The sequence below is a fragment of the Pseudomonas sp. GLN_2 genome (assembly GCF_043106005.1).
Classification (GTDB): Bacteria; Pseudomonadota; Gammaproteobacteria; order Pseudomonadales; family Pseudomonadaceae; genus Aquipseudomonas; species Aquipseudomonas alloputida.
Genome location: NZ_JBICMC010000025.1, coordinates 14737 through 28168 on the forward strand (window position 1 = coordinate 14737; position 13432 = coordinate 28168).

Annotated in this window: 13 protein-coding genes; 8 read left to right on the plus strand and 5 right to left on the minus strand. The window is 61.3% G+C overall.

The genetic code is table 11. The annotated features are described in order from the left end of the window. Nucleotides 1-8 precede the first annotated feature (8 nt). From ACF8Q6_RS06765 to ACF8Q6_RS06800, 8 genes are all read left to right on the plus strand, one after another. Nucleotides 9-779 carry a TerC family protein gene (locus tag ACF8Q6_RS06765; RefSeq protein WP_392490498.1) on the plus strand — a complete coding sequence of 257 codons (771 nt, stop codon included), beginning with the start codon at nt 9-11 and terminating at the stop codon, nt 777-779. Between the two features lie 281 nt (nt 780-1060). Further along, nucleotides 1061-2719, plus strand: coding sequence for a Na/Pi cotransporter family protein (locus tag ACF8Q6_RS06770; RefSeq protein ID WP_392490503.1), 1659 nt, complete (start codon nt 1061-1063; stop codon nt 2717-2719). A 30-nt stretch (nt 2720-2749) separates the two neighbouring features. Further along, nucleotides 2750-4156, plus strand: a complete 1407-nt coding sequence (locus ACF8Q6_RS06775; protein WP_392490497.1) for a M16 family metallopeptidase — start codon at nt 2750-2752, stop codon at nt 4154-4156. Nucleotides 4157-4249: 93 nt separating this feature from the next. Further along, nucleotides 4250-5275, plus strand: coding sequence for a DUF5924 family protein (locus ACF8Q6_RS06780; protein WP_003252945.1), 1026 nt, complete (start codon nt 4250-4252; stop codon nt 5273-5275). A 201-nt stretch (nt 5276-5476) separates the two neighbouring features. Beyond that, nucleotides 5477-6610 (plus strand): ABC transporter permease, encoded by a 1134-nt coding sequence (locus ACF8Q6_RS06785; RefSeq protein ID WP_392490495.1) that lies wholly within the window; start codon nt 5477-5479, stop codon nt 6608-6610. Then, on the plus strand, nt 6607-7398 hold the full coding sequence (locus ACF8Q6_RS06790) for an ABC transporter ATP-binding protein (RefSeq protein WP_011953162.1): 792 nt from the start codon (nt 6607-6609) through the stop codon (nt 7396-7398). Before ACF8Q6_RS06785 ends, ACF8Q6_RS06790 begins: the two co-directional genes overlap by 4 nt. Before the next feature lie 3 nt (nt 7399-7401). Further along, nucleotides 7402-8340 (plus strand): MlaD family protein, encoded by a 939-nt coding sequence (locus ACF8Q6_RS06795; protein WP_392490494.1) that lies wholly within the window; start codon nt 7402-7404, stop codon nt 8338-8340. Next, nucleotides 8337-8972 (plus strand): ABC-type transport auxiliary lipoprotein family protein, encoded by a 636-nt coding sequence (locus tag ACF8Q6_RS06800; protein ID WP_392490493.1) that lies wholly within the window; start codon nt 8337-8339, stop codon nt 8970-8972. The genes ACF8Q6_RS06795 and ACF8Q6_RS06800 overlap by 4 nt, the downstream gene beginning before the upstream one ends. Here the strand turns inward: ACF8Q6_RS06800 and ACF8Q6_RS06805 are convergent. The 5 genes from ACF8Q6_RS06805 to ACF8Q6_RS06825 all read right to left on the minus strand — a co-directional run bounded on the left by ACF8Q6_RS06805 (nt 8954) and on the right by ACF8Q6_RS06825 (nt 13371). Beyond that, nucleotides 8954-10183 (minus strand): nucleoside recognition domain-containing protein, encoded by a 1230-nt coding sequence (locus ACF8Q6_RS06805; RefSeq protein ID WP_392490492.1) that lies wholly within the window; start codon nt 10181-10183, stop codon nt 8954-8956. The two genes, ACF8Q6_RS06800 and ACF8Q6_RS06805, sit on opposite strands and share 19 nt — an antisense overlap. Nucleotides 10184-10330: 147 nt before the next feature. Continuing rightward, nucleotides 10331-11659 carry a glutamate/aspartate:proton symporter GltP gene (gene gltP, locus ACF8Q6_RS06810; protein WP_011953158.1) on the minus strand — a complete coding sequence of 443 codons (1329 nt, stop codon included), beginning with the start codon at nt 11657-11659 and terminating at the stop codon, nt 10331-10333. 743 nt (nt 11660-12402) lie between these two features. Beyond that, entirely contained in the window at nt 12403-12873 is a 471-nt protein-coding gene (locus ACF8Q6_RS06815; protein WP_004575249.1) for an inhibitor of vertebrate lysozyme family protein, read from the minus strand. A gap of 2 nt (nt 12874-12875) precedes the next feature. Then, nucleotides 12876-13037, minus strand: a complete 162-nt coding sequence (locus tag ACF8Q6_RS06820) for a DUF1328 domain-containing protein (RefSeq protein WP_003252966.1) — start codon at nt 13035-13037, stop codon at nt 12876-12878. A gap of 43 nt (nt 13038-13080) precedes the next feature. Next, nucleotides 13081-13371: a hypothetical protein gene (locus tag ACF8Q6_RS06825; RefSeq protein WP_392490491.1), complete on the minus strand. Its 291-nt coding sequence runs from the start codon at nt 13369-13371 to the stop codon at nt 13081-13083. Nucleotides 13372-13432: the final 61 nt, after the last annotated feature.

Consider the following 13432-nt stretch of genomic DNA (forward strand, 5'->3'; position numbering starts at 1 on the left):
GAAAATACATGGAATGGCTGACCAGCCCGGAAATCTGGGTTGCCTTTTTCACCCTTACCGCGCTTGAGATCGTCCTCGGTATCGACAACATCATCATGATCTCGATTCTGGTCAGCCGCATGCCCAAGCACATGCAGCCACGTACCCGGATCTTCGGCCTGGCCCTGGCCATGGTCACCCGTATCATGCTGCTGCTGTCGATTACCTGGGTGATGCGCCTTACCGCCGACCTGTTCGTGGTCTTTGGCCAAGGCATCTCCGGGCGTGACCTGATCCTGTTCTTCGGTGGCCTGTTCCTGCTGTGGAAGAGCTCGCAAGAGATCTACCACGGCCTGGAAGGCGAGGACGAGAACGCAGAGGAGCCCAAAGGCGCAGGTGGCAAGTTCTTCTACACCATCATCCAGATCGCCATCATCGACATCGTGTTCTCGCTGGACTCGGTGATCACCGCTGTGGGCATGGTTTCCCACGTACCGGTGATGATCGCCGCCATCGTCGTGGCCGTGCTGGTGATGATGCTGTGCGCCGGCGCCATCAGCAATTTCATCGACAAGCACCCGTCGCTGAAGATGCTCGCGCTGTCGTTCCTGATCGTGGTCGGTACTGTACTGATCGCTGAAGCGTTCGAAGTGCATGTGCCGAAGGGCTATGTCTACTTCGCCATGGCCTTCTCGCTGGCGGTGGAAGCCATCAACATCCGCATGCGTACCGCCATGGCCCGCAAGGATGGCAAGGAACATGAACCGGTGAAACTGCGCAAGGACATTCCGGGTCAATAAGACCAAGGAAGTGCAGCACAACAAGGGCCCTTCGCAGGGCCCTTTTTAATGCCTTTTTCTGTGCGTTTTTTCCTGCGCGTTGTCACTGTGGTGGCTTGCCCGCGAAGCAGCCCCGACAGGCAGTCATTCGTTTCAAGATCTGTTTCAAATAAATGTCTGCCATGCGAAGCTGGCGACAGCTTGGCAAAACAGCTAAAGCTTTGAGTGAGCACCGAAAATTCTTCAAACGCTCACGTTTCTTTTCTTGGCCCGATGGGCCTATGCAACAGGGGGCCTTCGCCATGCTGACCCTGCTCAACCTGCTCTCGGCCGTGACGCTTCTGGTCTGGGGTACCCACATTGTGCGTACCGGCATCCTCCGGGTATTCGGTTCGAACCTGCGACGCATCATCAGCCAGAACATGGACAAGCGCCCGCTGGCATTCATCGCCGGTATTCTGGTCACGGCCATGGTTCAAAGCAGTAACGCCACGGCCATGCTGGTCACCTCTTTCGTCGGCCAAGGCCTGATGGCCATGACCCCGGCCTTGGCGATCATGCTGGGTGCCGACGTGGGTACCGCACTGATGGCCCGGGTACTGACCTTCGATCTGTCCTGGCTGTCGCCGCTGCTGATCTTCCTTGGCGTGATCTTCTTCCTTTCGCGCAAGCAGACACGGGCCGGCCAACTGGGTCGGGTGGGCATCGGGCTTGGCCTGATCATCCTGGCACTTGAACTTATCGTGCAGGCAGCTGCGCCGATCACCCATGCCCAGGGCGTGAAAGTGCTGTTTGCCTCACTGACCGGCGACATCATGCTCGACGCTCTGGTCGGGGCAATGTTCGCCATGATTTCCTATTCCAGCCTGGCCGCCGTTCTGCTCACAGCAACACTGGCCGGCGCCGAACTGATCAGCTTGCCGGTAGCCATCGGGCTGGTGGTCGGCGCCAACATCGGCAGCGGGCTGCTGGCCTTCATCAGTACCAGCATGCAAAACGCCGCCGGGCGGCGGGTGGCCTTGGGCAGCCTGCTGTACAAGCTGATCGGCCTGGTGCTGATCATCCCTGTGCTGCACCCGCTGGTGGCATGGATGGACTCGCTGAGTTTCAGCCCGCAGGAGCTGGTCATCGGCTTTCACCTGCTCTACAACACGCTGCGCTGTCTGATCATGCTGCCCACGGTCAAGCCGATGGGTCGGCTGTGCAACGTCCTGCTGCCTGAACGGGAAACCGGCAATGGTCAGGTCCGCCCCCGCCACCTTGATGCCTCGGCCCTGGAAACGCCCAGCCTGGCGCTAGCCAACGCCGCCCGCGAAACGCTGCGCCTGGGGGACATCGTCGACAGCCTGCTCGAAGCCATGCTTGGAGCCCTGCGTGGCACCCAGACCGCCTTGCCGCAGCAAGTTCGCGCCTTGGGCGAAGACGCCGAAGCCCTGTACAGCGCAATCAAGCTGTACTTGGCGCAGATGTCACGGGAAGACCTCAGCGAACAGGACAACCGCCGCTGGGCCGAAATCATCGAGCTGGCAATTAACCTCAAACTCGCCTGTGACCTGATCGAACGCATGCTGCGCAAGGTCCAGCAGCAGAAAACCAGCCAGCGTCGGGAATTTTCCCAGGTAGGCCTGGAAGAGCTGACCGGCCTGCAGGAGCAATTGCTGGCCAATCTGCGCCTGGGCCTGTCGGTGTTCCTCAGTGCCGACCCGGAAAGCGCCCGTTTGCTGCTGCGGGAAAAACGCCGGTTCCGTGCCCAGGAACGGCGCCTCGCACACGCCCATGTCAGCCGCCTGCAGCGCAAGGTCGTGCAGAGTATCGAGACCAGTTCGCTACACTTGGAGCTGATCGCCGACATGAAGCGGTTGAACTCTTTGTTCTGTAGCAGTGCCTATGTGGTACTGGGCGGCTCGGACACCGGAGGGCTGATGCTCGACAGTGTGCCCGATGAAGCCCGCCAGCCGTGATTTCTCCTAGCTGAGGACCCTCGCTCGCCCATGCGTTGCCTGATGTTCGTTTGCCTGCTGATCTGCAGCCTGCCCTCGTTCGCCCTCGACCGCTCGCGGGTTGAAGGCTACCTGTTGCCTAATGGTCTGCAGGTCATCCTGAAAAACGGCTACGAACGGGACCATGTGGCGATTCGTCTAGTGGTCGGCGTGGGCCTGGATGATTTCGACTGCGAGCAGAAAGAGCTGCCACACCTGCTTGAGCACCTGCTTTTCAGTGGCATCGACGAAACAGGCGAAGGCGGGCTGGAAGAGCGCCTGCAAGCGCTCGGCGGCGAGTGGAACGCCTATACCAGCAGTGCCGACACCACCTTTGTCATCGAGGCCCCGGCGCGCAACCAGCGCAAGGTCCTCGACCTGCTGTTGGCAGTCATCCGCGATACCACCATCGACGCCAAGGCCTTGACCACCGCCAAGCGCATCATAGAGCGCGAGGATGGCGGCCACTATGGCCACCTGCAGCGCTGGCTCGACCGCCAGGATATCGGCCATCCGGCCAACGACCAGCTGGCCACCGAGCTGGGTCTGAAATGCCCGGAGCGCTCCAACCTCGACGACATGACCTTGGAGCAAGTTCAGGCGTTGCGTGACCGCTGGTACGCGGCCAACAACATGACCCTGATCATGGTCGGTGGCCTCGATCGCCTGCTTCCGGCCTATCTGGAGCGGTCGTTCGGCGAACTGCCCGCCACTGAACCCGAAGAGCGCCGCAACCTTGAAAGCATCAGCCAACAGGCCGAACAGCGTCGCAACCTGACCCGCGGCTGGCTGGGTGATAGTGTCAAATTGCACTGGCTGTTCATCGAGCCGGTGCTGGACAACGACCATCAAGCCACCCTCGACCTGCTTTCGCGCTACCTGGACTGGGCGCTGTACGACCAGCTGCGTCTGCGCAACGGCCTGTCCTACGGCCCCTCCGTGGAACGTGAGAGCTTTGGCGACACCGGCCTGCTCAGCCTCAATGCGGACCTTGAGCGCGATGACATCGACAAGGCTGTCAAGGTGATGCAGGCCCTGTTCGACCACCTGCGCAAGGAAGGCCTGGACCCGGACACCTTCGCCCGCATCAAGGAAGCCAGCATCGCCAAGGAAAGCTGGAGCACACAAGGCAACAGCGCCTTGGCAGACTACTACTGGGGGGCGCTGAACGACTATACCGACGGGCGCTTTGCCAGCCCGGTGCGCAAGCTGCGCCAGGTCAGCCTGGAACAGGCCAACGAGGCACTGAAGGATCTGCTCAAGGAAGATGGCTATGTGCGCATCGAAAAGCCGTTGCTAGGCTATGACGAGCTTTACGGGCTGATGGCCTTGCTTGTGGGGCTGTGCCTGGCGGCAGGGCTGTTGCGCTGGCGGCGGCATGGGCCTGAACGGCCCAGTGGTGCTACACGGCAGCGGTAAATCGGCGGTATCCTTTTGCCAGTACCGACCCTTTCGCAGGCTTGCCCGCGAAGAGGCTGGCACAGCCACCTCACTTTTCTGTTGTAGCCCCCAATGCCCCAAATCCCCCATATCGTCCAGCGCGTCATCGAACTCCTCAAGCGCTACCCCGGCATCATTGCGCTCGGCGGTTTCCTCTCCGGTATCGGCAGCTTCATCCTGGTCGACCGCCAGGCTGGCCTGGCCAGCTGGGTCGCCGTGCTCATGCTGGTCAGCTGGGTCTGGCTGATGCTGGAGAACACCCTCACCGGGCTGTTCGCGCGCACGTTCAACCGCGAGATCCCTCAGCCGCTGCTGCGCTATGCAACGCAGATGATCCACCAGGAAACGCTGTTCTTCGTGCTGCCGTTCTTTTTCATCACCACCACCTGGAACAGCGGTCAGCTGGTGTTCACCGGCTTGCTCGGCGCCGCCGGCCTGGTTTCGATCACTGACCCGCTGTACTACAAGTGGCTGGCACCACGGCGCTGGCTGTTCCTGGCGCTGCATACCCTGACGTTGTTTGCCGCTCTGCTGACCGCGCTACCGATCATCCTGCACCTGACCACCGCACAAAGCTTCAAGCTGGCCCTGATCGCAGCCATGGCCCTGTCCTTCCCCAGCCTGGCCAGCAGCTTCCCGATCAACAACTGGCGCCGCGCCGTGGCACTGGTTCTGGTTACCCTGTCGGTCGGTGCCGGTGGCTGGCTGCTGCGCTCCTGGGTACCGCCGGCAACCCTGTGGATGACCGAGGTGGCGGTGAGTACCGAAGTCATGAACCGCCAACCAGGCGACTCGCTGGACGAAATTGCCGCCAGCCGCATTCGCAGCAGTGGCCTGTATGCCTACACCGCCATCAACGCGCCACGCGGCCTGAACGAGCGGATCTACCACGTGTGGCAGAAGGACGGCCAAGAGGTCGACCGCATTGCCCTGGACATCCACGGCGGGCGCAAGGAAGGCTATCGGGCCTGGACCCACAAGCAGAACTTCCCACCCAATCCGGTAGGCAAGTGGCAGGTGAGGGTGCTGACCGAGGATGGGCAAGTGATTGGCGTGCTGCGCTTCAAGGTGGTCAATGATGCACCCGCGGGTAGTTGACCCCCTGCCTTGCGCATGAACAGCCTTGTGCTGCGAAAGGGCCGGTACAGCACACCACTTCCGTGGGCGCTTACGAGCTCTTCGCAGCACAAGCCTGCGCCAAGGCACTGCTGCCAAGCGCACACACAGCACATAATCACCAAACAGCCCATGCCCCCTGCGCTATGATCAGCCCCTAAGCCTTAGCGCCGAGTCAATTGCATGGAGCCTATGACCACCCCCAGCGCCACCCTGGACACCAGCTGCCAACCCGCCTGCCTGCGTATTACCGGTGACTGGACCCTGGCACACTACGCCAACCTCAAGCGCGAGAGCGAGCGCCTGCGCACGCAGTGCGCTGCCAACACCGTCGCCGACCTCAGCCAGCTGGGCCGCCTGGACACCGCCGGCGCTTCGCTACTGGCCGAACTGCTAGGCTCCGAGCGCCTGTCGCGCTGTACCCACGCGCTGCCTGAAGCCAGCCAGGCGCTGCTGAAGAATGTCTACTGTTCGGTCCAGGATTACTGCATCCCGGTCAAGGAGCCCGAGCGCAATGTGCTGTTGTTGCTGCTGGAGCGCATCGGCTGCGCCGTCGGCACGCTGTGGCAGGACAGCATGCAACTGCTTGGTTTCGTTGGTGTGATTCTAGAAACCCTACTGCGCCGCGCCTTCCAGCCACATCGCTGGCGCTTCACTCCTGTGGTGGCACACATTGAACAGACCGGGCTGGATGCCGCACCCATCGTTGCGTTGCTGACCTTTCTGGTGGGCGCTGTAGTCGCTTTTCTCGGCGCCACGGTGCTGGCCGACTTCGGCGCGACCATTTTCACCGTCGACCTGGTTGCGTTCTCATTCCTGCGCGAATTCGCCGTGCTGCTGACCGCCATTCTCATGGCCGGCCGCACTGCCAGCGCGTTCACCGCGCAGATCGGCTCGATGAAGGCCAACGAAGAAATTGACGCCATCCGCACGCTGGGCCTCAACCCCATGGAACTGCTGGTGGTGCCGCGGGTACTGGCCCTGCTGATTTCGCTACCGTTGCTCACCTTTGTCGCGATGATCTGCGGCATCGTTGGCGGTGCGGTGGTATGCGCCCTGACGCTGGATATTTCGCCGGCCATGTTCCTGTCGCTGCTGCAAAGCGACATTGGCGTGCAGCACTTCCTGGTAGGCCTGGCCAAGGCACCGTTCTTCGCCTTCCTGATCGCCGCCATCGGCTGCCTGGAAGGCTTCAAGGTCAGCGGCAGCGCCGAGTCGGTGGGGGCACACACCACCTCGGCAGTGGTGCAGTCGATTTTTGTGGTCATCGTGCTGGATGCGGTGGCAGCGCTGTTCTTCATGGAGATGGGCTGGTGAGTGGCCAGGATTGCGTAATCGAAGCCCGCGGCATCTGCAACCGCTTCGGCCGCCAGGTGGTACATGAAAACCTAGACCTTGACCTGTACCGCGGCGAAATCCTCGCCGTGGTAGGCGGCTCAGGCAGCGGCAAGTCGGTGCTTCTGCGCAGCATCATTGGCCTGCGCCGGCCCAATGAAGGGCAGATCAAGGTGCTCGGCCAGGACCTGACCGGCCTGCGCGAAGAACAGCGTTCACTGGTCGAGCGGCGCTTTGGCGTGCTGTTCCAGAAGGGTGCGCTGTTCTCTTCGCTGACGGTGACCGAAAACGTGGCCTTGCCGCTGATCGAGCACGCCGGGCTGTCCCGTAGCGATGCCGAGCACCTGGCCGGGGTGAAACTGGCCCTTGCCGGGTTGCCGATCTCGGCTGCCGACAAGTACCCGGCCTCGTTGTCGGGGGGCATGATCAAGCGCGCAGCACTGGCCCGCGCCCTGGCCCTGGACCCGGACATCCTGTTCCTCGACGAACCCACGGCTGGCCTGGACCCGATCGGTGCCGCGGCATTTGACCAGTTGATCCTTACCCTGCGCGATGCTCTGGGGCTGTCGGTGTTCCTGATCACCCACGACCTCGACACCCTGTACACCATCACCGACCGCATCGCGGTGCTGTCGCAAAAGAAAGTCCTGGTGGCCGGCCCGCTGGCCGAGGTCGAGAAGACCAACGACACCTGGATCCAAGAATACTTTCACGGCCCACGCGGGCGCGCCGCCGAACAGGCTGCCACCCGTGCCGGGCAGGAGCGCTGAGCAATGGAAACCCGAGCCCATCACGTCCTCATCGGCCTGGTCACCGTTCTGGTGGTGGCCGGGGCCATGCTGTTCGGCCTGTGGCTGGCCAAGTCCAGTGTCGACAACGCCTTCAAGGATTACGAAGTAGTGTTCAACGAAGCCGTGTCTGGCCTTTCCCGAGGCAGCACGGTGCAGTACAACGGCATCAAGGTGGGCGACGTCTCGACCCTGCGTCTGGACCCGAAAGACCCGCGCCGGGTATTGGCACGGGTGCGCCTGAGCGCCGATACCCCGGTGAAGGAAGACACCCAGGCCAAGCTGACCCTGGCCGGCGTCACCGGCAACTCATTCATCCAGCTCAGTGGCGGCACCCCGCAAAGCCCCGAGCTTAAAGGCAAGGATGGCAAGCTGCCGGTGATCATCGCTTCGCCATCGCCAATCTCGCGCCTGCTCAACGACAGCAGCGACCTGGTGACCAACATCAACATGCTGCTCCATAACGCCAACCAGATGTTCTCTGAGGACAACATAGGCCACCTCAGCAACACGCTGGCCAACCTCGACAAGACCACCGGCGCCTTTGCCGGCCAGCACGGCAGCATCGCCGAGGCCATCGAACAGCTGGTAAAGGTGGGTAATCAGGCCAGCGCCACCCTGGCCGAAACCCAGGCGCTGATGCGCAATGCCAACGGCCTGCTGGGTAGCGAAGGCAAACAGGCGATCGGTAGCGCCGAACAGGCCATGCAGTCACTGGCCCAAAGCACGGCAACCATCAATAACCTGCTCCAGAACAACAGCGAGGCTATCGGTGACGGCGCCCAGAGCCTGAACCAGCTCGCCCCGGCCATTCGTGAACTGCGCGAAACCCTTAACGCGCTCAAAGGCATTTCCCGGCAACTGGAGGCCGACCCGAGCGGCTACCTGCTTGGCCGCGACAACAACAAGGAGTTCCAGCCATGAATCTGTCGCTGCGCCTGCTGACCCTGGCGGCCTCGCTGAGCCTGGTCAGTGCCTGCTCGATCCTGCCGAAGAGCGAACCTGTGGACCTTTATCGCCTGCCGGTGAACCAGCCCAGCCGCACAGCCCCGCCGCTGGAGTGGTCATTGCGCCTGAACAAGCCGCTGGCCAGTGAAGTGTTGGCCGGGCCGCGCATTGCCGTCATTCCACAAGGCGATGTGATAAGCAGTTACAAGGGCGCACGCTGGAGCGATGCGGCTCCGGTGCTGCTGCGCAACCGCCTGCTTGATGGATTCCAGCGTGACGGCCAGGTGCAGCGCCTGAGCGCTGACGACAGCAACCTGCAAGCCGACTACGAGCTGGCTGGCGAGCTGCAGGCGTTTCAGAGTGAGTACCGCCCGGGCGGGGCGGTGGAGGTGGTGATCCGCTACGATGCGCGTCTGGTCAATGCGCGCGACCAGCGCATCCAGGCCAGCAAGCGCTTCGAGATTCGCCAGCCGCTTGCCGACAAGCAAGTGTCAGCGGTAGTCGCCGGCTTTGGTCAGGCCAGCGACCAGCTGGTGGGGCAGGTGGTGAGCTGGACCATTGCCCAGGCCAACCAGGCACAGCTGAAGGTTCAGGTGAAGAACCAGTAGCAGACGAAGATCGCCGCGACCACCCCTGAAAACTCGGCCAGCAGTGCGCAACCGACCGCATGGCGCACGCGCTGGATGCCCACGGCACCAAAGTACACGGCCAGTACGTAGAAGGTGGTTTCGGTGCTGCCCTGAATCGTCGCCGCCACCAAGGCAGGGAAACTGTCCACGCCTTGGGTCTGCATGGTCTCGATCAGCATTGCCCGCGCTGCGCTGCCAGAGAACGGCTTGACCAGCGCGGTGGGCAAGCCCTCGACAAAGCGCGTGTCCAGGCCCATCCAGTTCACCGCATGGCGAATACCGTCCAGGGCCAGCTCCAGGGCACCAGAGGCGCGCAGCACACCCACCGCCACCAGCATCGCGACCAGGTAGGGCAGCAGGCTCTTGGCCACATCGAAGCCTTCCGTGGCGCCTTCGACAAAGGCTTCATACACCTTCACCCGTTTCAGGGCGCCCACCACCAGGAACAGCATGATCACGCCAAACAGCGTGAGGTTGCCCATGAGCGACGACAGGCTGGCCAGCGCGGCGGCCGACAGGGTGCCAAGAAAAGCCATGAAGCCTCCCAGCAGCAAAGCGCCGGGGATGAAGTAGGCAAGCACCACCGGATCCCACAGACGCAAACGCTGCATCACTGCCACCGACAGCAGACCTACCAGGGTCGAGACGCTGGTCGCTAGCAGGATTGGCAGAAACACCATGGTCGGGTCTGGTGCGCCTTGCTGCGCCCGGTACATGAAGACGGTTACCGGCAGCAGGGTCAGCGACGAGGCGTTGAGCACCAGGAACAGAATCTGCGCGTTGCTCGCGGTTGTGCTGCCAGGGTTCAGCTCCTGCAGCGCGCGCATGGCCTTCAGGCCAATCGGCGTAGCGGCGTTGTCAAGTCCCAGGCCGTTGGCGGCGAAGTTCATGGTAATCAGGCCCAGGGCCGGGTGGCCGGGCGGCACCTCCGGCATCAGGCGGGCGAACAGCGGGCCTAGCACCTTGGCCAGCCACTCGACGATACCGGCCTTCTCGGCGATCTTCAGAAAGCCCAGCCACAGGGTCAGTGTGCCGAACAGCAGCACCATCACCTCGACCGACAGCTTGGCCATGGCGAAGATGCTTTCGACCATTGCCGCGAAGATGCCTGCGTTGCCACCCACCAGCCATTGGGCCATGGCGGACACCGCCGCCACCAGGAAAAAGCCGAGCCAAAGGCCGTTGAGCATCCGTATGTTCCCCCTGAAAAGTGCCCGAATAATAGCGTATCGCAGCCTGTGACTGGCGATCGCGAGCCTTTGTAGGCGCGGCTCAAGATCTCGCAGATAACAAAAAGCCCCGACAAGTCGGGGCTCTTGGTCAAACAGCCATCAGGCTCAGCGCTTGGCGGTTTCGCCAACCACTGCAGCTTCCTGCTTCTCGGCCAGCAGCGAGGCGTAGTACTGCTCGCCCTTGACCGCGTCGTACATGCCTTCCCAGCGAGCAATGACCAATGCAGCCAAGGCGTTGCCCACAACGTTCAGCGCAGTTCGGGCCATGTCCATGATGCGGTCCACGCCAGCGATGAAGGCCAGGCCTTCCAGCGGAATGCCCACGCTGCCCAAGGTGGCCAGCAGTACCACGAACGATACGCCCGGCACACCCGCGATACCTTTGGAAGTGACCATCAGGGTCAGTACCAGCAGCAGCTGCTGGCTCCACGACAGGTCGATACCGTACAACTGGGCAATGAAGATCGCCGCGATGCTCTGATACAGGGTCGAACCGTCGAGGTTGAACGAGTAGCCGGTCGGTACCACGAACGAGCAGATCGACTTTGGCGCACCGTACTTCTCCATCTTCTCGATCACCCGCGGCAGCACGGTTTCCGAGCTGGAGGTGGAGTAGGCCAGGATCAGCTCATCTTTCATGATGCGCATGATCTTGATCACCGAGAAGCCGAACAGGCGGGCAACCAGGCCCAGTACCATGAAGGCGAAGAAGGCGATGGCGAAGTACACCAGCAGCACCAGCTTGGCCAGCGGCAGCAGCGAGCTGAAACCGAAGTTGGCCACGGTCACGGCAATCAGGGCGAACACGCCGATCGGGGCATAGTTCATGATCATGTGAGTGACCTTGAACATGGTTTCCGAAACAGCCTGGAAGGTACGCACCAGCGGGTCACGCAGCTCTGCCTGCAGGCTCGACAGACCCAGGCCGAACATCACCGAGAAGAAGATGATCGGCAGCATTTCGCCACGCATCAGCGCTGCGAAGATGTTCGACGGAATCAGGTTGAGCAGGGTTTCGATAAATGCGTGCTCATGCTGCACTTCGGCCGCTGTCGCCTGGTACTTGGAGATGTCCACCGTGCCCAGGGTGCTCATGTCGATGCCGGCACCTGGATGGAACAGGTTGGCCAGCACCAGGCCTACGACGATGGCGATCGTGGTCACCACTTCGAAGTAGATGATGGTCTTCAGGCCGATGCTGCCCAGTTTCTTCGCGTCGCCAACACCGGCGATACCCACGATCAGCGACGAAATCACGATCGGGACGACGATCATCTTGATCAGGCGGATGAAGATGTCACCAGCGGGCTGAAGGACGTTGCTGATCCACCATGCCTTTTCTGCACTGAAATGATTCAGTAGCGCGCCGATTGCAACACCCAGGACCAGACCGATGACGATCTGCCAGGCGAGGCTCAGTTTTGCCTTCTTCATGTCTTTACCCTTTGTTTTAGTGGTCATGGCACCTGGCGGAAACACGCGTAACAGCGCCATAGGCAAGGTCACGGGCAGTAACGGTTCCGTCAGGCGACGTCATGTAAGGACACCGCAGGCGAGCGACCGGGCGCTCTGGCCAGCGAAAAAGGCGGCAACTATTGCGACGGCAAGGGGCGAAAGCTAATGCCTGAAACGCATAGCCCATGCCGTTTATGCATACTGTTTTCGACCTAGCCGGCAGCTTCGCAAGTGCTTGATTTATAACATTCGGAATCCCGAACAAGACCAAACCGCCATATTTCGGCAGATTTGGCGGGACAGGTAGGACATGAAAGATGGCCTGTTCGACAATCCGAATGGCGTAAATGCCACTTGTAGCAGCACCAAGAAGGTCGAAAAAAATTTGATGTACGGTCGAGACAAAATGTGTCCCAGGGGAAAAAACGCGCAAGGGAAGCGACGTTTCCTACATGGCTCCTCGGAAGTCAGGTCTGGCAAGGCGTCCCTGTGACACCGCCGACCTGAGGCTTCCGATTCCGCCTTTCCTGACCCGGCCCATTACTGGAGGCACTCCCTGTACCCCTAGGCCACTCCGATCCTGAAACAATCAGAACAGCCCGACCCCTTGGTCATGTGCTACCCCTCCTCGGGGTGGCGCATCATAGAAGGCTGAACTATAGAAAGCTTCAGCTTCTATTACGTGACAGTGAGTGACCTTTCATCCGTGCCGGCAATAATGCTCAGTACCAGTTCGGGTCACGTTTGAGCTGCTCCTGCAGCATTGCCTTCATGCCGTCGTCAGGTTTGCCCAGCCAGCGGTACTGCGCATGACGGGTGGGCGACTTGTCGCTCGGCAAACCTTCGGGCACCTCCACGAGCATTCCGTAGGCATCATCCTTGTCCCAACTGAACGCCACGATCAGCCGCTTGTAGGTACAGTTGTCCTGTTTTTCGCACAGCGGGCCGACCAAGTATTTGTCGCCGTCTTCCGTAACGGCAGACATCTGCTCCTGGGCACTGCCGGTCAGATTGACCACCCAATCGGGCAGGCGTTCCTCGCCTTCGAGGGTGTCCTGCCAGGTTTCCCGGTACTCCGGGTCCGACCCGAGCAGCTGGTCGACCCGAACTTGACCGTCATTGGCCGCCATGGCCGCCGCGCTGCCGCCCAGCAACAGGGCGGCGACCACGGCTGAACGAAGCTTCCTGCTCATCTTCAACCTCGTCCGCGTCCAAAGAAGAAGGAGGCTACAAACAATACCAGGAAGACAATGAACAGGATCTTGGCGATACCTGTAGCAGCGCCCGCGATACCACCGAAGCCCAATACGGCGGCGACAATGGCGATGATGAGGAAAGTGATAGCCCAACTCAGCATGGTAGTTCTCCTTTCTTTTTGCGGAATCGATCCGGCCGCCTGGTCAGAAAACCCAGCGTTCCTGGGGAACAACTTTTTCCACAGTGGCCGGTGAGGCAATGGCCTGGCCAGCTGGCTGCCAGTCAGCAGCCTTGACCATGGTGTTGGCACGGGTTGCCTGAATCTGCGTCAACAGGGCAGTCTGAGCTGCCACTTGCTCAGCCAGACGCGCCGTCTGCACGCTGTAATAGAAGAGGCCAGCGGCCAAGGTCAGCAGCATCGCCATGCCGAGTGTCAGCATCTGGCGCAAAGGCAGTGCGGCGCTCTGCGAGCGGTTGACGGATTGGCGGTTCATGCTGGCTCTCCTGCTGTAATTTTTGTTCAACCTGAACAGGTAATTGCAGCCTGCATGCCAG